Consider the following 20,680-nt stretch of genomic DNA (forward strand, 5'->3'; position numbering starts at 1 on the left):
GCCCCCCGAACTCTAACTTTGACTCACCCCGACGGCACGCCCAGCAGGCGGCCGCCAAGGGCCTATTCGCGGTGATCCAGACCATTTGAAGGGTCGGCAGAAACTTGTCCAAGAGTTCGTGCTGGCGGGATTTCTTCGCCCTGGATAAAGCGCCGAGCGGCGTCACCAAGGTCACGTTTATATATCGATAAGAAGAGGGCGCAATGACCCAAGCCGACGAGATACTTTCGGTCAAGAACATATTCAAGGTATTCGGCGCGCAGCCGGAAGTGGCCATGGATATGTTGCGCAAGGGCGCCGACAAGAACGAGATATTCCAGAAGACCGGGCAAGTGGTCGGCGTATTCGACGCCAGCTTCTCGGTCAAGCGCGGCGAGATCTTCGTCATCATGGGCCTGTCCGGTTCCGGCAAGTCGACCATGGTGCGCCTGTTCAACCGCCTGATCGAACCGACCTCCGGCAGCATCCACCTCAACGGCCGGGAGATCACCGGGCTCTCCGACAAGGAGCTGACCAACGTGCGGCGCAAGGAAATGGGCATGGTGTTCCAGTCCTTCGCCCTGATGCCGCACATGAGCGTGCTGGACAACGCCGCCTTCGGCCTGGAGATCTCCGGGATCAGCGAGCAGGAGCGCCGCGCCCGGGCCATCGAAGCCCTGGCCCAGGTCGGCCTGGCCGGCCACGAGAACAGCTACCCGCACCAGCTGTCCGGCGGCATGCAGCAGCGCGTCGGCCTGGCCCGCGCGCTGACCAATGACCCGACCATCCTGCTGATGGACGAGGCCTTCTCCGCTCTCGACCCGCTGATCCGCAGCGAGATGCAGGGCGAGCTGATCCGCCTGCAGGCCGAGCAGCAGCGCACCATCATCTTCATCTCCCACGACATCGAAGAGGCCATCCGCATCGGCCATCGCATCGCCATCATGGAAGGCGGCCGGGTGGTGCAGATCGGCACCCCGCAGGAACTGCTGTGCAACCCGGCCAACGAGTATGTCGAGGCCTTCTTCAAGGGCTTCGACAGCTCGCGGGTGCTCAAGGCCGGCGATGTCGCCGCGCTGGACCCGGCCACGGTGTGCCGGGTCAACGGCCATGTGCCGGCCTTCGCCGCCGGCGTGCCGTTCGGCTACCTGGTCAACGAGCAGGACCAGCTGCTCGCCGTGGTCGACGCCGCGCAGCTGCGCGACGGCGCCGACTCCGCGCGGATCGAGCAGCTCAAGCTGGATTGCCACCAGCCCATCTACATCGACACGCCCCTGCACGACGTGCTGGATATCGTCGCCGAGGTGCCTTACCCGGTGCCGGTCATCGACCACGCCGGCGCGCTCAAGGGCACCATTTCCAAGAGCTTGCTGCTGCACACCATGAGTCGCCACTGAGCGGCAGACCGTCGAGCCGGCACGCGCCGCAGAACCCCAGAATAGGTAACCACGATGTCAGAGTTCAGCCTTCTCGATCCCTTCCAGACCTTGAACATCCCCCTGGGCGACTGGGTGGAAAGCAGCCTCAACTACCTGGTGCAGAACTTTCGCGACTTCTTTCGCGCCATTCGCTGGCCGATCGACCAGGTGCTCAACGGCTTCGAATTCACCCTGCAGAGCATCCCGCCGACCATCGGCATCCTCCTCGCCTCGCTGTTCGGCTGGCAGATGGCCGGGCCGCGCATGGGCCTGCTGTGCGCCGTCACCCTGACCCTGCTGGGCCTGATCGGGGTCTGGTCGGAGTCCATGACCACCCTGGCCCTGGTGCTGACCTCGGTGTTCTTCTGCGCCCTGATCGGCGTGCCCCTGGGCATCCTCTCGGCCCGCAGCGACCGCCTGGAGAAGGTGGTGCGGCCGGTACTCGACGCCATGCAGACCCTGCCGGCCTTCGTCTACCTGGTGCCGGTGGTGATGCTGTTCGGCATCGGCAACGTGCCGGGCGTGCTGGTGACCATCGTGTTCGCCGTGCCGCCGCTGGTGCGCCTGACCAACCTGGGCATCCGCCAGGTGCCGGACGACAAGATCGAGGCGGCCCGCGCCTTCGGCTGCACGCCCTGGCAGATGCTCCGCCGCGTGCAACTGCCCTTGGCCGCGCCGACCATCATGGCCGGCGTCAACCAGACCCTGATGCTGTCGCTGTCGATGGTGGTGATCGCCTCGATGATCTCGGTAGGCGGCCTGGGGCAGATGGTGCTGCGCGGCATCGGCCGCCTGGACATGGGCCTGGCCACGGTCGGCGGTGTCGGCCTGGTGCTGCTGGCGATCTTCCTCGACCGCCTGACCCAGGCGATGGGCGAGCGCAGCAGCGACCCCAGCCGGCGCTGGTACCACAGCGGCCCCGTCGGCCTGCTGCTGGGCCTGCTGGGCAGCCGCCCGGCAACCGCCAAAGCCCAGGCCTGAGGCCTGAGGCCTGGTTCCTGAACCCAATCGAAATACCCGACGAACAACAAAACCCAGAGGTAGATGACGATGAGTTTCGAAAAGCGTGGCTTCACCCAGAAGGTCCTGCACTGCGCCGCCGTGGCGTCCCTGAGCCTGCTGCCGCTGTATGGCCAGGCGGCGAGCGCCGAGAAACCCGGCGAGGGCGTGGAAGTGACGCCGATCTTCCCGAGCATCGCCGAGGAGCGCTTCCGCGGTGAGGTGGCCATGGCCGGCCTGCGCGAGCTGGGTTACGAGGTACAGGAACCCAAGGAAACCGAATACGCGGCGATGATGCTGGCGCTGTCCTACGGCGATGCCGACTTCTCCGTGCACCTGTGGGACAAGCTGCACGACACCTTCTATCAAAAGGTCGGCGGCGACGACACGCTGGTCAAGGCCGGCGACGTGATCCCCGGGGTGCTGCAGGGCTACCTGATCGACAAGAAGACCGCCGAGGCGCACAACATCAAGTACCTCACCGACCTGAAAAAGCCAGAGATCGCCAAGTTGTTCGACAGCAACGGCGACGGCAAGGCCGACCTTACCGGCTGCAACCCGGGCTGGGGCTGCGAGCTGGTGATCGACCACCACCTCAAGGCCTACGACCTGGAGCAGAGCGTCAGCCACAACCGCGGCTCCTACTTCGCGCTGATGGCCGACACCATCGCCCGCTACAAGGAAGGGCAGCCGATCCTCTACTTCACCTGGGTGCCGCAGTGGATCGCCGGCGTGCTGGTCGAGGGCAAGGATGTGGTCTGGCTGGAAGTGCCGCACACCGATCTGCCGGACGGCAACAACGACGTCAACACCAGCTTCGCCGGCAAGAACCTCGGCTTCGCCGTGGACGAGGTCAAGGCAGTGCTGAACAAGGACTTCGCCAAGGAGAATCCGGCCGCCCTGAAGTTCCTCTCGCTGGTGCAGATCACCACCGATGACGAGAGCGCACAGAACCTGAAGATGCAGAACGGTGAAAGCAGCGCCGCCGACATCAAGCGTCACGCCGCCGACTGGGTCGCCGCCCACCGCGAGACGTTCGACGGCTGGCTGGCCGCTTCCCGCGCCGCGGCCAACTGAGTCCAGGGCTCAGCGTGAAGAACCTTTATTGGCGCCCCTGACGGGCGCCTTTTTTTTACCTGTCGACCCGCCTTAGACCTGTGGAGTAAGCGCATGTCGCTCTATTCGTTCGTCCGTGATTTCACCTTCAGCCAGGCACCGCAGCACACCCGCACGCTGCTGCAGACCTGCCTGCTGGACATCCTCGGGGTCGCCGCCGGCGCCCGCGACAACCAGACCAGCCAGGCCCTCAAGGGCTACGCGGTCGAGCATTACCCGGCCGGTGCCCTGGCCAGCCGCCTGCTGTTCGACGGGCGCTCGGTACATCCCCTGGGCGCGGCCTGGGCCGGCGGCTTCAGCGTCGACAGCCTGGATGCCCACGAGGGCCACTTCACCTCCAAGGGCCACGCCGGCGCCACCGTGGTGCCGGCGTTGCTGGCGCTGGTCGACGCCTGCCGCGAGCAGGGCCGCGCCATCAGTGGCGAGGAACTGCTCAGCGCCCTGTGCATCGGCTACGAGACGGCGCTGCGCGCCGGCGCCGCGCTGATGGCCACCGCGCCGGAATACCACGCCTCCGGCTCGTTCTCCGGGCTCGGCGTGGTCTGTGGCGGCGCGCGCCTGCTCGGCCTCGACGAGCAGACCTTCCGTCATGCCCTGGGCATCGCCGAGTACTTCGGCCCGCGCTGCCCGATGATGCGCCTGGTCGATCATCCCTCGATGCTGCGTGACGCCCACGGCGCCGGCGCCCATGCCGGGCTCAATGCCTTGCTGCTGGCCCAGGCCGGGGTCACCGGCGCGCCGGCCGAGACGGTCGAGACCACGGCGGTCGCCGCCCAGTGGCACGACCTCGGCCAGCGCTGGGAGATCGATGCCCAGTACTTCAAGCCCTGGCCGGTGTGCCGCTGGGCCCAGCCGGCCCTGACCGCGATGACTGCGCTGCTGGCCGCGCATCCGCAGATCAGCGGCGAGGCCATCGAGAAGATCCAGGTCGAGACCTTCCACGAATCCATGCGCCTGCAGGGCCACACCCCGGCCAATGCCGACGAGGCCCAGTATGCCCTGGCCTTCCCGCTGGCGGCGCTGGTCGCCCGTGGCCAGGTCGGCCCGCTGGAGGTGACCGGGGAGGCAATCCATGCTGCCGACATCCTCGCCGTCAGCCGGCGCATCGAGATCGTCGAGGCCGACGATCTGTCGGCGCGCTTCCCCAATGAGATCCTCTCGCGGGTCTCGGTGTCGCTCAAGGATGGCCAGCGCTTCGCCAGCCCGATCACCGCGGCCAAGGGCGACCCGGCCACGGCCATGAGCCAGGCCGAGTTCAGCGCCAAGTTCCACCTGCTCGCCGGCGTCAGCCTGGACCAGGTGCGCCGGGAGGCCATCGAACAGGCCGTCGCCGCGCTGCCGGCCAGCGCCGACTGCACCGAGCTGTTCGAGTTGCTGTTCCACACCGACATCGCCCGGGCAATGCCCGAGGCCGCTCAGCTCATGGAGATCGCCCTATGAAGTTCGCCGAGAAAGTCACCCTGATCACCGGCGCCGCCGGCGGCGTCGGCCAGGCCCTGGCCCTGCTGTTCGCCCGCGAGGGCGCGCGCCTGATGCTCTCCGACCGCGACGTGGTGGGTTGTGCGGCCATTGCCGAGCGGGCCCGCGCCCTCGGTGCCGAGGTCAGTTACCTGGCCGGCGACCTCAAGCAGAAGAGCTATTGCGAGGCGCTGGTCAGCGCCGCGGTGGAGGCCTTCGGCGGCCTCGACATCGTGCTCAACAATGCCGGCATCATCCCCCGCGGCACCATCGAGGAAACCACCGACGAGATGTGGTTCGACGCCATGGGCGTGAACCTCAACGCGGTGTTCTACATCTGCCGCGCCGCCATTCCACACATGAAGGGGCGCAAGGGCGCGGCCATCGTCAACACCTCCTCGGTGTGGGGCGTCTACCCGGGGCCGGGGCATGTCGCCTACTGCACCAGCAAGGGCGCGGTGGCGGCGCTGAGCAAGAACCTCGGCCGCGACTGCGCGCCGCTGGGCATCCGGGTCAACGCCGTGTGCCCGCATGAAATCAACACGCCGATGATCCGCAGCGGTTTCGAGCGCCGCGGCCTGGACCCGGACAAGGCGGTCGAGGAGCTGAACAAGAGCGTGCCCCTGGGGCGCATCGCCGAACCGGAGGACATCGCCGATGTGATCGCCTTCCTGGCCTCGGACGAGGCGCGTTACATCGCCGGCGAGACCCTCGAGGTCACCGGTGCCAAGCCGGTTTCGGGCTGAGGAGATGACCATGCTTTTGACAGGAAAAAATGCCCTGGTGACCGGCGGCGGCCGTGGCATCGGCCGCGGCATCACCGAGAAACTGCTGGCCGCCGGCGCGCGGGTGCTGGTGGCCCAGCGCCAGGCACTGGACGCCGAGCTGGCGGATCACCCGGATGTGTTCTTCGTCGAGGCGGACCTGGCCGAGTCCGGCGCGCCGCTGCGCATCGCCCAGGCGGCGGCCGAACTGCTCGGCGGCATCGACGTGCTGGTGAACAACGCCGGCTTCATGTTCGAGCAGCCGATCGAGGCCATGAGCGAGCAGGACTGGGACCGGATGCTGGTGGTCAACCTGCGCGCGCCGGTGTTCCTGGCCCGCGAGCTGCTGGCGCAGATGCGCCAGCGCGGCGGCGGCAGCATCATCAATATCGGCTCGATCGAGGGCCTTGGCGCCAACCCCCAGCACGCCGCCTACTGCGCCTCCAAGGCCGGCATCCACGGCCTGACCCGGGCCCTGGCGGTGGACCTCGGCCGCGACGGCGTGCGCTGCAACGCCATCGCCCCGGGCTGGATCGACTCGGACCTGAGCAACGCCTACATCGACGTCCAGGCCGACCCGCTCGGCGCCCGCCAGGGCCTGCTGGCCATGCACCCGGTCGGCCGCACCGGCACCCCGCAGGACGTCGGCGGCGCGGTGGTATTCCTCGCCTCCGACGAGGCGGCCTTCGTCACCGGCCAGATCCTGGTGGTCGACGGCGGCCGCACCGCCAAGCTGCCCCTGCCGTTCTGAGGCGCTGTACGCGGCATGCCCCAGGTGTCGGAAATAGGCACCTGGGGCGTGCGCGCTTGTAATAAAGTGCGGGCCTCAGGCTGGATACCAGGAGGCGCCGCCCCCGGAGCCAGCCAGCAGTTTTCAGCCGTGGAAGGCCTGGCATGTTCGATGACTTGACGGTGTTGGTGGTGGATGACGAAGTCATCACCCGCGAGTGCCTGTGCAACTACTTCGCCGAGGAACGCTATCGGGTGCTGGCCGCCGCTACGGCGGAGGAGGCCGAGCAGATCCTCGCACGCGAGGCGGTGGACCTGATCCTCCTGGACATCCGCATGCCCGGCAAGGACGGCCTGACCTTGACCCGCGAGCTGCGGGTGCATTCGGAGGTCGGCATCATCCTGATCAGTGCCCGCCAGGACGCCGTCGACCAGCTGATCGGCCTGGAGTGCGGCGCCGACGATTACGTCACCAAGCCTTTCAACCCGCGCGAGATCCTCGCCCGGGCCAAGAACCTGTGCCGTCGCGTGCGTCTGATCCGGGCCCAGACGCCAACCCGCGCCGAGGCGGACTTGTTGCGTTTCGATGAATGCACGGTGGAGCTTGGCCTGCGTCAGGTCACCGATCGCGATGGCCAGGTCAGCCAGCTCACCGGCGGCGAGTTCCAGTTGCTCAGCGTGCTGCTAAGCCACATCGGCAAGACCATGAGTCGCGACCAGCTTCTGGACCAGATGCGCAACCGCGAGTGGGCGCCGAACGACCGCACCATCGACGTGCTGGTTGGTCGTCTGCGCCGCAAGCTCAGGGACGACCCGGCCAACCCGCGGATCATCCTCACCGTCCATGGGGTCGGCTATCTACTCGCGCCCAAGGCGCTGCAGCCCCGGTGAAACGCGCGGCCCTGGCCCTGCTGCTGGCCCTGCTGGCGCCGCTGGCCCTGGCCCTGCTGCTGGCCCTGCTGGCGCCGCTGGCCCAGGCGCGTGAGCTGTTGGCATGCGGTCATCCGTACTATCCACCGGTGTCCTGGCATTCCCAGGGCGAGCTGGTGGGCCTGGCGCCGCAGGTGGCGCGCGAGTTGTTCGCCGAGTTGGGCCACGAGGTGCGCCTGCTGGTGCCGGGCAACTGGAAACGCTGCCTGCTGGAGGTCAAGCAGGGGCGTGTGGATATCGTCGTGGCGGCCTACCGCACCCGCGAGCGGGAAGCCTGGATGGGCTTCACCGAGGCGGCGCTGGTGGCCGACCCCATCCTGTTGTTCACCCGTCGCGACAAGCCGATCCGTTTCCGCGACTGGGACGACCTGCGCGGGCTGACCGTCGGCCTGTTGCTTGGCGACAGTTTCGGTGACCGCTTCGACCGCTTCGCCGAGCGGCACCTGAATATCGAATGGGTCTCCAGCGGCGAGCAGAACTTCGCCAAGCTGGCCCAGGGGCGCATCGACTTCATGCCGGTCGGCCTGTACAGCTGGACCCTGCAGAACCGCCGCTTCGGCTACGGCCAGCTGATCGTCAAGCAGCCGGGAGAGCTGGTCACCGAGCACTACCATATCGGCGTGCGCCGCGACCCCGAACTGCTGGCCCTGTTGCCGCGCCTCGACCGGCGCCTGCGTGAGCTGGCGGCGGACGGCACCCTCGGCCGCCTGAGCGACCACTACAGCGCCCGTTACCTCGCCGAACCCCACCGCATGCCCAGTCTCTATGACCCAGCCCCCTGAAAGCCACTGGCGCAAACTGCTCACCTATCGCCAGGAGCACCCGCTCGGCTACCGCATGATGCTCTATGTGCTGGTCTGCAGCCTGCTGTTCGTGGTGCTGTCCACCGCCATCCAGGCGGTCATCGAGTACCGGCGCGAAATGCGCGTGATCGAGCAGCGCATCGAGCTGATCCGCAACGTCTACCTGGGCAGCCTGGCCAAGAGCATCTGGGATGTCGACCAGGAGCAGTTGCGCCTGCAGATGCGCGGCATCCTCGACTTTCCCGACATCAGTGCGCTGACCCTGGAGGATGCCGACACCGGCGAAAGCCTGGTCCTGCGCGCGGGGCTGCGGCCCGCTCGGCGCACGGCGCAGCACCGCTTTGACCTGCTTCACCAGACCTCCCTGGGGCCGCGAAAGCTGGGCCAGTTGGTGGTGCATACCGACCTGGGCGCGGTCTATGCGCGCCTCGGTCGCAGCGCCCTGACCCTGTTTCTCGGCCAGACCCTGACCGTCTTCCTGGTCGTACTGGTGGTCATGCTGATCTTCCAGCGCCTGGTCACCCGGCATCTGGAGAGCATGGCCCGCTATGCCCGCAGCCTGGGCAGCGGCCCCCGCGACGCGCCGCTGCAACTGGAGCGCCAGCCCGGCGGGCGCAGTGACGAACTCGATGCGGTGGCCGAGGCGCTCAACGACATGCGCCTGGCCATCAACCAGGACATCGATCGCCGCGAGCGGGCCCATGAGCAATTGTTGTTCAGTCGCGAGCAGTTGCGCCGCAGGGTCGAAAAGCGCACCCGCAGCTTGCGCCAGGCCAAGGAGGCGGCGGAGGCCGCCAGCCAGGCGCGCTCGCAGTTTCTCGCCGGCATCAGCCACGAGATCCGCACGCCCATCAGCGGCATCCTCGGCATGACCCAGCTGCTGGCCCACTGTCCACAGTCCGAACAGGCCCACGCCTACCTGCAGGCCCTGCGGCAGTCCGGCGAGAACCTGCTGGCGATCCTCGACGGCGTGCTCGACTACGCCAAGCTGGAGGAGGGCGGTTATGTGCCAGAAGAGCAGCTGTTCGACCTGCGACAGCTGGTCGAGGAGCAGGCCCTGTTGGCCGCAGCGCAGGCGCAGGCGCAGGGCAAGGGGGTTCGGGTCGGTAGCCAGACCGCGGCGGATCTGCCCGGCTACTATCGCGGTGCCGCCGGTTGCCTGCGCCAGGTGCTGTCCAACCTGCTCAGCAATGCCGTGAAGTTCACCGAGCGCGGCAGCATCGAGGTGCGGGTTGGCGCGAGCGAGCGCGGAGGCCGGCACCTGCGCTTCGAGGTGCGCGACACGGGCATGGGCATCGGTACCGAGCAACAGCAGCGGATCTTCGAGCGATTCACCCAGGCCGACGAGAGCATCACCCGCCGCTTCGGCGGTACCGGACTGGGCCTGGCCATCTGCCAGAAGATGGTCGCGGCCATGGGCGGCGAGATCGGCGTGCACAGCGTCGAAGGGCAGGGCAGCACCTTCTGGTTCGAGGTGGCGCTGCACCCCGCCGAGGCACCGCCGCCGCAGCCCGTCGCCGGTGCCGCCCCTGTGCCGCTGGCGAGCCTGAGCCTGTTGTTGGTGGAGGATACGCCGATCAATCAGCAGGTCATCCGCGGCCTGCTGGAGCACGCCGGGCATCTGGTGCAATTGGCGGCGGACGGCGAGCAGGCCCTGGCGGTGTGCCGGCAGCAGGCCTTCGATGCAATTCTCATGGACATGCACCTGCCGGGGATGAGCGGTATCGAGGTGACCCACGCCATTCGCACCGCCGGCGACAGCCTCAACGCCGCCACCCCGGTGATCGCCCTGACGGCCAGCGTCGGCGTGGCGGACATCAAGGCCTATCAGGCCGCCGGCATCGCCGCTGTGCAGGCCAAGCCGCTGCAGCTCGAGGCCTTGCAGCAGGTGCTGGCGGACCTGAGCCACGAAGGGAACCCTGGCACTGGCGACGAGGTCGGCGTATTGCCGGCGCCAGCCGTGGCGGGGGTCGATCTGCAGCTGCTGGGCATGCACCGCCAGGTGTTCGGCCTGGCGCGTCTGGATAAGCTGTTCGCGCAGTTCGAGGAGCAGGCCGCAGCCTTGCTGGCGCAGCTGGAGGAGGCCCTGCAGCTGGACGATCTGTATGAGGTCGGCGAGCTGGCCCACAAGTTGGCCGGCAGTTGCCAGACCCTCGGCCTGCTCGAGGCGGCCGGGCGGGCGCGGGCGCTGGAGGACAGCAGCCGGCACGAGGACGGCGCGGGTTGTCCGGCGCTACTCGCCGAGTTCAAGAGCGTGCTGCAGCGCACCCTGGCCAGTGCCCGCCAGGCCTTCGCGCGCTGAGGCGGCGGTGGCGCATGGTCCTTGTCAGACGCTACGCGACAGGGCCGGTCGTCTGGTGACGGCCGGCCCTGTGGGTCAAGCGAGATTCGGGTGGCACTCGGCCTGCGGCCTCAGTCGGCCACGGCTGCGGCGCGGTAACCCGGTTCGTCGACTGCGCAGACCTGTATTGCCTCGCCTTGCGCTTTCCAGTTCGCCCGTTCCAGCGCCGAGGCCTTCGGCGAGAACCAGCCCAGGTAGGCGTAGGCGATGCCAATCAGCGGTGACAGCCAGCAGGCGAAGGCCAGCGGTATATACAGCAGGTTCTCGAAGTTGCCTTCGCCCACCGTCAGCCCCAGGGACGCGATGACGATGGCGCCACCGGCGTTCCAGGGCACCAGCGGCGAGATCAGGGTGCCGCCTTCCTCGACCGCGCGGGACAGGTTGAGGGTCGAATAGCCCTTGCCGCGATAGGCCGGGGCATACATGCGTCCGGGCAGGGCGATGGACAGGTAGGGGTCGCCGGCGACCAGGTTGGTGGCGATCGAGGTGCCAATTGCCGAAGCCTGCATGCTGCCGAAGCTGCGGGTGCGCTTGAGCACGGCCTCGACAATCACTTCCAGGCAGCGGGTACGCTCTAGGGCGCCGCCCAGGGCCAGGGCGATCATCACCAGGGTGATGACCCAGGCCATGGACTGAATGCCGCCGCGGTTGAGCAGGCTGTCGATTTCCTTGATCCCGGTGTCGATGCTGTAGCCGCTCTGCATGAAGCTGAATACCTCATGCAGGCTGGCGCCCTGGTAGACCATGGCCAGAATGCCGCCGGTCAGCGCACCGGCGAACAGCGAGGGCAGCGCCGGCATCTTCTTCAATGCCAGGCCGATGACCAGCACGGCGGGCAACAGCAGCACCCAACTCAGCTCGAAGTTCTGCGCGATGCCGTTGGTGATCTGGTCGATCTTGCTGGCGTCGACGTCCTGGCTGCCGATCAGGTGGAAGCCCGCCAGCAGGTAGATGACCAGGGCGATGAGCATCGCCGGGACGGTGGTGGGCAGCATGTTGCGGATGTGATCGAACAGGTTGACGCCGGTAACGGCCGGAGCCAGGTTGGTGGTGTCGGACAGCGGCGAGATCTTGTCGCCGAAGAAGGCGCCGGAGACCACGGCGCCGGCGGTCCAGTACATAGGCACGTCAAAACCTGCGCCAATCCCCATCAGCGCCAGGCCGACGGTGCCAACGGTGCCCCATGAGGTGCCGAGCGAAACGGATACCACGGCGCACATCAGCATGGCGACGCCAAGGAACAGCTCGGGTGAGAGCAGTTTGAGGCCGCCGTAGATCATCAGCGGTACGGTGCCACTGGCGATCCAGGTACCGATGATCATGCCGACCACGATGAGGATACCGATCGACTGCAGGCCGATGGAGACCACGTGCAGCGAGCCATCCTCGATGTCTTTCCAGCGGTAGCCCTGGAACCAGCCGATCAGCGCGGTGATGGCCAGGCCAATGGCCAGAGGGACGTGGGGGGTGAAATCGCCGTAATAGAAGAGTTGGATGCCAAGCACCCCGAGCGTCAGGACGATCGGGACCAGGGCGAGGACGAGCGAAGGTCGATTATTGTCGTTTCTGTTCACGTGCTTCCTCCAGGGAGCGATCGCCTCGCTGAGCCGGCGATCTTTTTTGTAGTTGTTGGAGGAAGCAACCTAACAAGCCGGTGTGAACCGCTTTGCCGTGTGCTGTATCAGCTTGTAATGCGGCTGTTACATGACATTTACATCATTTTTTCTCGCGGAGTGACCGGGCCGTCAGGGTATGCTGGCAGGCCTCGCGCCGTCGCCCGTGCGGCGCGGCGGGCGTGATAGAACGCCCGAGCGGAATAACTAGAATATCCCCATGGCTTTCATGTCTGACCGAGTTGCTAGATGAGATCGTCCTTCGAGAGCGTGCTGAAAAACAAGAACATGGCTCACCTCGACAAGATGGTGGGTGCCGGACCCGTGCTGCCGCCGCGGCGGGTGGCCTTCGTGCTGCAGGAAAACTTCTCGATGATGGCCTTCACCGGCGCGGTGGATGCCCTGGTCACCGCCAACCTGATGAGTTCGGCGCCGCTGTTCGAGGTGCTGGTGGTCGGGGGGGCCGAGGAACTGGTGGTCAGCGACCTGGGCATCGCCATTTCCGCCGGCTGCCGCCTGGCCGAGCTGGAGGAAAAGAAGCTGGACATCCTGGTGGTATGCGGCGGTTTCCGCGTGCGCCTGCAGGGCGAACCCCTGCTGCGCAGCAAGCTGCGTTCGGCCGAGGCCGCCGGCGCCATCCTCGGCGGCCTGTGGAACGGCGCCTATTTCATCGCCGAGGCCGGGCTGCTGAACGGCTACGAGTGCGCCTTCCATCCCGATGGCCGGGCGATGATGGCCGAGCTGTTTCCCAGCGTGAAACTGTCCAGCCACGCCCATGTGGTCGACCGTGAACGGATCAGCTGCGCCGGGGCCAACAGTTCCCTGGGCATGATGCTCGAGGTGGTGCGCTGCAGCGGTGGTGAGCAGCTGGTCAGCGCGGTGGAGGAGGTGCTCAGCTGCGACAAGATGCGCGAGGTCATGGACGTGTCGGTGGTCTCGGTGGACTACGATCCGACCCTGCCGCAGGCGCTGAAGCTGGCCCTGGAACTGATGCACAACAACATCGACGAACCGCTGGTGGTCGATGAAATCGCCGACTGCGTGGGCATCTCCCGGCGTCACCTGGAGCGCCTGTTCTGCCGTCACGTCAACGCCACCCCCTCGCGCTACTACCTGGAATTGCGCCTGACCCGCGCGCGCCAGTTGCTGCAGCAGACCAACAAGTCCATGGCCGAGATCGCGGTGGCCAGCGGCTTCGTTAGCATTTCCCATTTCCGCCGCTGCTTCCGCGAGTTCTTCGACGTCGCCCCGGGGCGTTTCCGCGCGACCTCGCAGCAGGGCCGCTGAGCCGCGCCGCCGTCCGGCCGTTGACTGTCAGCGGGGTGGCGGCGGCAGCCCCAGCACCGCTCCAGGGGCGGTGAGGCGGGCGCAGGCGTTGCTGGCATCGGCCAGCAGCACCAGGCTCAGGTGATCGACGGGCTGCGGGCGGGCGCGCAGATATTCGCCGTGCTCGAGGGTCAGCCGCGCCAGGTAGTCCGCATAGTCCGCATCGACGGCTTCCTGCGCTGGTGCCGGGAGCGGAGCCGGCTCTGGCGCGGCGTCGCTGGCCCCGTCCGCTGTTGCCACCGGCTGCTGGGGCAGCAGCTTGCTCAGCAGCAGCTGAAAGTCGACATAGCCGCGGACTTGCGCCTCGCTGCTCACCGCGGGCAGGTTGCGGCCGGCGGCGGAGGAGGGCTGGAGCGTGGCGAGGCCGTTGATCATGGACAACTCGTTGCGGCTGGACGGGGCCGGGTCTGGCAGAATGCCGACCCAAACTGGTTATCGGCCGACGCGCGGCCGAATTGAACGATCTCGAGTGTGATTGCCCATGAGTGACCAACAGCCCAGCGCCAGCATTCGCATGGACGCCCTGGCCGCCCATCTGCACGAGGCCGCCGACGCCTGGGCCGCACGCCTGGGCCTGCCGCGCGCCGGTGAGGCGCAGTACGCCCTGCAGTTGGGCGAGGCGGGCCTGCAACTGGTCGAGCTGGGCCCCCAGGCACCGGGGCCGGTACGGGTGGACTTCGTCGAGGGCGCCATGGCCCATCGCCGCCAGTTCGGCGGCGGCAGCGGGCAGATGATCGCCAAGGCCGTGGGCGTGCAGCCGGGCGTGCGCCCGCGGGTGCTGGATGCCACCGCCGGCCTGGGGCGCGATGGTTTCGTCCTGGCCAGCCTGGGCTGCGAGGTGACCCTGATCGAGCGCCAGCCGCTGATCGCCGCCCTGCTCGAGGATGGCCTGGGGCGCGCCGCCGGCGACGCCGAGGTGGGGCCGATCGTCGCCCGCATGCGCCTGCTGGCCGGTAACGCCATCGAACTGATGGACGCCTGGCAGGACGAGCCGCCCCAGGTGATCTACCTAGACCCGATGTTTCCCCACCGCGACAAGAGCGCCCTGGTGAAGAAGGAAATGCGCCTGTTCCGGCCCTTCGTCGGCGACGACCTGGATGCTCCGGCGCTGCTCGCCGCGGCCCTCGAACTGGCCAGCCACCGGGTGGTGGTCAAGCGTCCGCGCAAGGCGCCGCTGATCGACGGGGCCAAGCCCGGCTATGCCCTGGAAGGCAAATCCAGCCGCTACGACATCTATCCCAAGAAGTCCCTGGCCAAGGCCTGACTAGCCTGGCCGGTAGGCGCGCATGAACATCGCCACCACGTTGCGCACATGCTGCTCGGCCACCGCCCCCTGCTGCGCCTCGCCGCAGCCGATCAGCAGGCGGAAGTTGGCGCCGCCCTTGACCAGGCAGAAGAACTGGTCGGCCGCTTCCAGCGGGTCGTCGATGCGCAGCTTGCCGGCGCGCTGGGCCTGGCGCAGCAGATGCTCCATTTCCTGCAACACGCGCTGCGGCCCGGCCTCGTAGAAGACCCGCGACAGCTTGGGGTCCTGGGCGCCCAGGCCGACCATCACCCGGTGCAGCTCGATCGATTCGCGGCTGTTGATCAGCGCGTGGAAGCCACGGGCGATGTTCAGCAGCACGCTCTCGAGCGGCGCGTCATCCGCCAGCTCAAACAGCAGCTCGGGCAGCTGTTCCTGGCACTTGGCCTTGATGGCCTCGGAAAACAGCGTCTCCTTGTCGGTGAAGTGGCTGTACACCGTCAGCTTGGACACCCCGGCCTCGGCGGCGATGGCGTCCATGCTGCTGCCGTCGTAGCCGTGGCGCAGGAACAGGTTCTTCGCCGCGTCCAGGATGGCCTGGCGCTTGGCGAGGTCTTTCGGGCGACCGGGGCCGCTGGGTGGTAACAATTTGTCGGGCATTGGCAGCTTTTAATACTGGACTGGCGAGTTTGCTATTTTTACTATACCCGTCGGTTCAAATATTCCAAACCTCCGCGAAAGGTCGTTCATCATGTTGCGCCATGTCCTGTCCGTCGCTCTGCCCGCCAGTCTAATCGCGCTGCTCGCCGCCTGTGGCAATGGCGAGCAGGTCGAACAGTCCATCCGTCCGGCCCTGGTGGTGCAGCCGCAACCGGCCGCCGAGCTGATGGACAGCTACCCCGGTGAGGTGCGCGCGCGCTTCGAGCCGGAGCTGGCGTTCCGCATCGCCGGCAAGGTGACCAAGCGTCTGGTCGAGGTCGGCGACCAGGTGAAGAAGGACCAGCCCCTGGCCGAACTGGACCCCCAGGACGTGCGCCTGCAGCTGGAGGCCATCCGCGCCCAGGTGGCCGCCGCCGAAGCCAATCTGCGCCTGGTGCGCGCCGAGCGCGACCGCTACAAGACGCTGCTGGAGCGCCAGCTGGTCAGCCGCTCGCAGTACGACAACGCGGAGAACCTCTATCGCTCCGGCGAGGCGCGGCTCAAGCAGGTCAAGGCCGAGTTCGACGTGGCCAGCAACCAGGCCGGCTACGCCGTGCTGCGCGCGTCCCAGGACGGCATCATCGCCAAGCGCATGGTCGAGGTGGGTCAGGTGGTGGCAGCGGGGCAGAGCGTGTTCACCCTGGCCGCCAATGGCGAGCGGGAGGTGCTGATCAGCCTGCCCGAGCAGGCCTTCGAGCGTTTCAAGGTCGGCCAGTCGGTGGCGGTCGAGCTGTGGTCGCAGCCCGACCAGCGCTTTTCCGGGAAGATCCGCGAGATGTCGCCGGCCGCCGACCCGCAGTCGCGCACCTTCGCCGCCCGGGTTTCCTTCGTCGAAGGCAAGGTGCCGGCCGAGCTGGGGCAGAGCGCCCGGGTGTTCATCGCCCACGACGGCGAGGTGCCGCTGGCGGTGCCGCTGTCGGCGCTGAGCGCCGAGCAGGGCCGGCCCTTCGTCTGGGTGGTCGACCCGGCAGACTCCAGCCTCAAGCGCACCCCGGTGCGTATCGGCGCCTATGGCGAGAAGACCGTGCCGGTGCTCGAAGGCCTGAAGGCCGACGACTGGGTGGTGGCCGCCGGCGTGCAGGTGCTGCGCGAGGGCCAGCAGGTGCGCCCGGTCGACCGTGACAACCGTGCAGTCAAGCTGGTGGCCAAGGAGTAGTCCCGATGGCTTTCAACCTATCCGCCTGGGCGCTGAACAACCGCCAGATCGTCCTCTACATCATGCTGCTGCTGGGTATTGTCGGGGCCATTTCCTACACCAAGCTGGGGCAGAGTGAGGACCCGCCGTTCACCTTCAAGGCCATGGTGATACGCACCAACTGGCCGGGGGCGACGGCCGAGGAAGTGTCCCGCCAGGTCACCGAACGCATCGAGAAGAAGCTGCTGGAGACTGGCGAGTACGACAAGATCGTCTCCTTCTCCCGCCCGGGCGAGTCCTCGGTCACCTTCATCGCCCGCGACTCCATGCATTCCAAGGAGATTCCCGACCTCTGGTACCAGGTGCGCAAGAAGGTCGGCGACATTCGCCACACCTTGCCCCAGGGCATCCAGGGGCCGTTCTTCAATGACGAGTTCGGCACCACCTTCGGCAATATCTACGCGCTGACCGGCGAAGGTTTCGACTACGCCGTGCTTAAGGACTACGCCGACCGCGTCCAGCTGCAATTGCAGCGGGTCAAGGATGTCGGCAAGGTCGACCTGCTCGGCCTGCAGGACGAGAAGATCTGGATCGAGCTGTCCAACACCAAGCTGGCCACCCTCGGCCTGCCCCTGGCGGCGGTGCAGCAGGCGCTGGATGAGCAGAACGCGGTGTCCTCGGCGGGCTTCTTCGAGACCGCGTCGGATCGCGTGCAGCTGCGGGTGACCGGCAGCTTCCAGTCGGTCGAGCAGATCCGCGACTTCCCCATCCGCGTGGCCGAGCGCACCTTCCGCATCGGCGACGTGGCCGAGGTCAAGCGCGGCTTCAACGATCCGCCGGCGCCGCGCATGCGCTTCATGGGCGAGGACGCCATCGGCCTGGCGGTGTCGATGAAGAGCGGTGGCGACATCCTGGTGCTGGGCAAGGCCCTGGAGGGCGAGTTCGCCCGCCTGCAGGAGACCCTGCCGGTCGGCATGCAGCTGCGCAAGGTGTCGGACCAGCCGGCCGCGGTGAAGACCGGGGTTGGGGAGTTCGTCCGCGTGCTCACCGAGGCGGTGATCATCGTCCTGCTGGTGAGCTTCTTCTCCCTCGGCCTGCGCACCGGCCTGGTGGTGGCGCTGTCGATCCCGCTGGTGCTGGCGATGACCTTCGCCGCCATGTACTACCTGGACATCGGCCTGCACAAGATTTCCCTCGGCGCCCTGGTGCTGGCCCTCGGCCTGCTGGTGGACGATGCGATCATCGCGGTGGAGATGATGGCGATCAAGATGGAGCAGGGCTACGACCGCCTCAAGGCGGCCAGCTACGCCTGGAGCAGCACCGCCTTCCCGATGCTCACCGGCACCCTGATCACCGCCGCCGGCTTCCTGCCGATCGCCACCGCGCAGTCTGGTACTGGCGAGTACACCCGCTCGATCTTCCAGGTGGTGACCATCGCCCTGTTGGTGTCGTGGATCGCCGCGGTGGTCTTCGTGCCCTACCTGGGCGCCAAGCTGCTGCCGGATTTGGCCAAGCTGCATGCGGCCAAGCATGGCGGCAGCGACCAGGGCCACGACCCCTATGGCACGCCCTTCTATCAGCGCGTGCGGCGCATGGTGGAGTGGTGCGTGCGCCGGCGCAAAACGGTGATCCTGCTGACCCTGGCCCTGTTCGTGGCGTCCATCGCGCTGTTCCGTTTCGTGCCCCAGCAGTTCTTCCCGGCTTCCGGGCGCCTGGAGCTGATGGTCGATCTCAAGCTCGGCGAGGGCGCCTCGCTGGCGGCCACCGAGGCCGAGGTCAAGCGCCTCGAAGCCCTGCTCGAAGGCCATGAGGGCATCGACAATTTCGTCGCCTATGTCGGCAGCGGCTCGCCGCGCTTCTACCTGCCGCTGGACCAGCAGTTGCCGGCCGCGAGCTTCGCCCAGTTCGTCATCCTGGCGAAAAGCATCGAGGAGCGGGAGAAGATCCGCAGCTGGCTGATCGACACCCTGGGTCAGGAGTTCCCCAGCCTGCGCACGCGCATCTCGCGCCTGGAGAACGGCCCGCCGGTGGGCTATCCGGTGCAGTTCCGCGTGTCCGGCGAGCACATCGACGAGGTGCGCGCCCTGGCCCGCGAGGTGGCGAACAAGGTGCGGGCGAACCCCCACGTGGTCAACGTCCACCTGGACTGGGAGGAGCCGAGCAAGGTGGTGCGCCTGAACATCGACCAGGAACGCGCCCGCGCCCTGGGGGTGAGCACCGCCGACCTGTCGCGCTTCCTGCAGAGCTCGCTGACCGGCGCGCCGGTCAGCCACTACCGCGAAGGCAACGAGCTGATCGAGATCCTCCTGCGCGGCACCCAGGGCGAGCGCCAGCAGCTGGGCCTGCTGCCGAGCCTGGCGGTGCCCACCGAGAGCGGCAAGCGCGTGCCCCTGGCGCAGATCGCCGTGCTCGAGTACGGCTTCGAGGAAGGGGTGATCTGGCATCGCAACCGCCTGCCGACGGTCACCGTGCGCGCCGACATCTACGGCCAGCAGCAGCCGGTCACCCTGGTCAAGCAGATCCTGCCGACCCTGGAACCGATTCGCGCCGCGCTGCCGGACGGCTACCTGCTGGACGTCGGTGGCACCGTGGAGGACTCGACGCGCGGACAGCAGTCGGTGAACGCCGGCGTGCCGCTGTTCATCGTGGTGGTGCTGACCCTGTTGATGCTGCAGCTCAAGAGCTTCTCGCGCTCGGCCATGGTGTTCCTCACCGCGCCGCTGGGGCTGATCGGCGTGACCCTGTTCCTGCTGATCTTCCGCCAGCCGTTCGGCTTCGTCGCCATGCTCGGCACCATCGCCCTGTCCGGGATGATCATGCGCAACTCGGTGATCCTGGTCGACCAGATCGAGCAGGACATCGCCGCCGGCCTGGACCGCTGGCAGGCGATCATCGAGGCCACGGTGCGGCGCTTCCGGCCGATCGTGCTGACCGCCCTGGCGGCGGTGCTGGCGATGATCCCGCTGTCGCGCAGCATCTTCTTCGGGCCGATGGCGGTGGCCATCATGGGCGGCCTGATCGTCGCCACGGCGCTGACCCTGCTGTTCCTGCCGGCTCTCTATGCGGCCTGGTTCAGGGTCAAGCCGGCGCGCTGAGTGCCATGACTAGAAGCCCGGTCATCCGACCGGGCTTTTTTCTTGCCGCGTCACGGCGGCGTCGGGCCAGGCCCGGCGCCCTCGGCCGCGCATTGCTGCAGCCAGTCGATGAACAGCTGCAGGCGCATGGGCAGCGGCTCGCGCGCCGGGTGAACCAGGTAATAGGCGCAACCCCCGACCGGGGCGAAGCCGCCGAGCGGCAGCAGCAGCTCGCCGCGGGCGATGCGCTCGCGCACCAGCTGGTAGCGACCCATGGCGATACCGGCATGGTGGCTGGCAGCCAGGGCGCAGAGGTCGGAGCGATCGAAGCTGAGGCTGCGTTGCGGCAGTTCGAACGTCGTCCTCTGCTGTGCGGCCCACAGTTGCCACTCGGCGTCGCTGGCGGCGTTGTCCCAGGCCAGGGCATCGTGCAGCAGGGTGCAGTGGCGCAGGTTGCTTGGGTCCTCCAGCAGGCCGTGCTGGCGGGCATAGGCCGGACTGCACACCGGGGCGAGCCACTCCTCCAGCAGCCGCGTGGAGACCAGGCCGGGAAACTCGTCCCGGCTGTAGTACAGGGCCAGGTCGAGGTGCTGGGTGCGGAAGTCGATGCGGGCGTTGCCCACCCGGATATCCAGGGTGATCGCCGGGTAGCGCTGGGTGAACTCGGCCAGGCGCGGCACCAGCCAGCACTCGGCGAGGGAGGGGCGCACATAGATTGCCAGCGGCCCGGCGACTTCGGCGGCGGGGCCGTGCTGCAGGGCCTCGCGCAATTCGTCCAGAGTCTCCAGGAGAATGGCGAAGATGCGTTGGCCGTCCTCGGTCAGGCGGATCTGCCGCGGCAGGCGCTGGAACAGTTGCAGGCCCAGGCCGCGCTCCAGGCGGGCGATGCGGTGGCTGACGGCGCTCGGGGTCAGGCACAGCTCCTCGGCGGCACGGGCGAAGCTCAGATGCCGGGCCGCGGCCTGGAAGGTGTAGAGGTTGGCGAACTGGCTGCTGTTGAGCCCGGCGCCGAGGCGCGGTGGCAGGTTCAGCATGGCGGTGTCCTCGCGGTGG

General features: G+C 67.6%; 16 protein-coding genes and 1 pseudogene. 13 read left to right on the forward strand and 4 right to left on the reverse strand.

The window, feature by feature from the left end:
- Nucleotides 1–203: 203 nt before the first annotated feature.
- The 9 genes from ACSX1D_RS04960 to ACSX1D_RS05000 all read left to right on the forward strand — a co-directional run bounded on the left by ACSX1D_RS04960 (nucleotide 204) and on the right by ACSX1D_RS05000 (nucleotide 10,498).
- Nucleotides 204–1,376: a quaternary amine ABC transporter ATP-binding protein gene (locus ACSX1D_RS04960; protein ID WP_208708752.1), complete on the forward strand. Its 1,173-nt coding sequence runs from the start codon at nucleotides 204–206 to the stop codon at nucleotides 1,374–1,376.
- A gap of 54 nt (nucleotides 1,377–1,430) precedes the next feature.
- Nucleotides 1,431–2,378 (forward strand): glycine betaine/L-proline ABC transporter permease ProW, encoded by a 948-nt coding sequence (gene proW / locus ACSX1D_RS04965; protein ID WP_439861236.1) that lies wholly within the window; start codon nucleotides 1,431–1,433, stop codon nucleotides 2,376–2,378.
- Nucleotides 2,379–2,447: 69 nt separating this feature from the next.
- On the forward strand, nucleotides 2,448–3,473 hold the full coding sequence (gene proX / locus ACSX1D_RS04970) for a glycine betaine/L-proline ABC transporter substrate-binding protein ProX (RefSeq protein ID WP_208708754.1): 1,026 nt from the start codon (nucleotides 2,448–2,450) through the stop codon (nucleotides 3,471–3,473).
- A 93-nt stretch (nucleotides 3,474–3,566) separates the two neighbouring features.
- Nucleotides 3,567–4,952, forward strand: a complete 1,386-nt coding sequence (locus tag ACSX1D_RS04975; RefSeq protein ID WP_439861237.1) for an MmgE/PrpD family protein — start codon at nucleotides 3,567–3,569, stop codon at nucleotides 4,950–4,952.
- Nucleotides 4,949–5,716, forward strand: a complete 768-nt coding sequence (locus ACSX1D_RS04980; protein WP_439861238.1) for an SDR family NAD(P)-dependent oxidoreductase — start codon at nucleotides 4,949–4,951, stop codon at nucleotides 5,714–5,716. The genes ACSX1D_RS04975 and ACSX1D_RS04980 overlap by 4 nt, the downstream gene beginning before the upstream one ends.
- A gap of 10 nt (nucleotides 5,717–5,726) precedes the next feature.
- Entirely contained in the window at nucleotides 5,727–6,485 is a 759-nt protein-coding gene (locus tag ACSX1D_RS04985) for an SDR family NAD(P)-dependent oxidoreductase (protein WP_439861239.1), read from the forward strand.
- Nucleotides 6,486–6,628: 143 nt separating this feature from the next.
- Nucleotides 6,629–7,354 (forward strand): response regulator, encoded by a 726-nt coding sequence (locus tag ACSX1D_RS04990; protein WP_439861240.1) that lies wholly within the window; start codon nucleotides 6,629–6,631, stop codon nucleotides 7,352–7,354.
- A complete protein-coding gene (locus ACSX1D_RS04995; RefSeq protein ID WP_439861241.1) occupies nucleotides 7,351–8,175 on the forward strand; it encodes a substrate-binding periplasmic protein in 825 nt (274 codons plus the stop codon). The genes ACSX1D_RS04990 and ACSX1D_RS04995 overlap by 4 nt, the downstream gene beginning before the upstream one ends.
- Nucleotides 8,159–10,498 (forward strand): ATP-binding protein, encoded by a 2,340-nt coding sequence (locus ACSX1D_RS05000; RefSeq protein ID WP_439861242.1) that lies wholly within the window; start codon nucleotides 8,159–8,161, stop codon nucleotides 10,496–10,498. The genes ACSX1D_RS04995 and ACSX1D_RS05000 overlap by 17 nt, the downstream gene beginning before the upstream one ends.
- Nucleotides 10,499–10,608: 110 nt before the next feature.
- On the opposite strand, the gene nhaC is transcribed toward ACSX1D_RS05000, so the two are convergent.
- Nucleotides 10,609–12,111 carry a Na+/H+ antiporter NhaC gene (gene nhaC, locus ACSX1D_RS05005; protein WP_439861243.1) on the reverse strand — a complete coding sequence of 501 codons (1,503 nt, stop codon included), beginning with the start codon at nucleotides 12,109–12,111 and terminating at the stop codon, nucleotides 10,609–10,611.
- A 288-nt stretch (nucleotides 12,112–12,399) separates the two neighbouring features.
- Here nhaC and ACSX1D_RS05010 point away from each other — a divergent pair, with 288 nt between their 5' ends.
- Nucleotides 12,400–13,437: a GlxA family transcriptional regulator gene (locus tag ACSX1D_RS05010; RefSeq protein ID WP_439861244.1), complete on the forward strand. Its 1,038-nt coding sequence runs from the start codon at nucleotides 12,400–12,402 to the stop codon at nucleotides 13,435–13,437.
- A gap of 27 nt (nucleotides 13,438–13,464) precedes the next feature.
- Here ACSX1D_RS05010 and ACSX1D_RS05015 read toward each other — a convergent pair whose 3' ends face one another.
- A complete protein-coding gene (locus tag ACSX1D_RS05015) occupies nucleotides 13,465–13,851 on the reverse strand; it encodes a hypothetical protein (RefSeq protein WP_439861245.1) in 387 nt (128 codons plus the stop codon).
- Nucleotides 13,852–13,961: 110 nt separating this feature from the next.
- Between ACSX1D_RS05015 and ACSX1D_RS05020 the strand changes: the two are divergent.
- A pseudogene (locus ACSX1D_RS05020) lies at nucleotides 13,962–14,740 on the forward strand (class I SAM-dependent methyltransferase).
- On the opposite strand, the gene ACSX1D_RS05025 reads toward ACSX1D_RS05020, so the two are convergent.
- Nucleotides 14,741–15,379, reverse strand: coding sequence for a TetR/AcrR family transcriptional regulator (locus ACSX1D_RS05025; RefSeq protein WP_439861246.1), 639 nt, complete (start codon nucleotides 15,377–15,379; stop codon nucleotides 14,741–14,743).
- A gap of 91 nt (nucleotides 15,380–15,470) precedes the next feature.
- Here ACSX1D_RS05025 and ACSX1D_RS05030 point away from each other — a divergent pair, with 91 nt between their 5' ends.
- Both ACSX1D_RS05030 and ACSX1D_RS05035 read left to right on the forward strand, forming a co-directional pair.
- Nucleotides 15,471–16,574, forward strand: a complete 1,104-nt coding sequence (locus ACSX1D_RS05030) for an efflux RND transporter periplasmic adaptor subunit (RefSeq protein ID WP_439861247.1) — start codon at nucleotides 15,471–15,473, stop codon at nucleotides 16,572–16,574.
- A 5-nt stretch (nucleotides 16,575–16,579) separates the two neighbouring features.
- A complete protein-coding gene (locus ACSX1D_RS05035; protein WP_439861248.1) occupies nucleotides 16,580–19,648 on the forward strand; it encodes an efflux RND transporter permease subunit in 3,069 nt (1,022 codons plus the stop codon).
- Between the two features lie 50 nt (nucleotides 19,649–19,698).
- On the opposite strand, the gene dsdC is transcribed toward ACSX1D_RS05035, so the two are convergent.
- Complete coding sequence (gene dsdC, locus ACSX1D_RS05040) at nucleotides 19,699–20,661, reverse strand: DNA-binding transcriptional regulator DsdC (protein ID WP_439861249.1); 963 nt, start codon at nucleotides 20,659–20,661, stop codon at nucleotides 19,699–19,701.
- Nucleotides 20,662–20,680: the final 19 nt, after the last annotated feature.

Origin of the sequence: Pseudomonas sp. MBLB4136, assembly GCF_051904765.1 — a bacterium.
In the GTDB taxonomy this organism is placed as follows: domain Bacteria; phylum Pseudomonadota; class Gammaproteobacteria; order Pseudomonadales; family Pseudomonadaceae; genus Aquipseudomonas.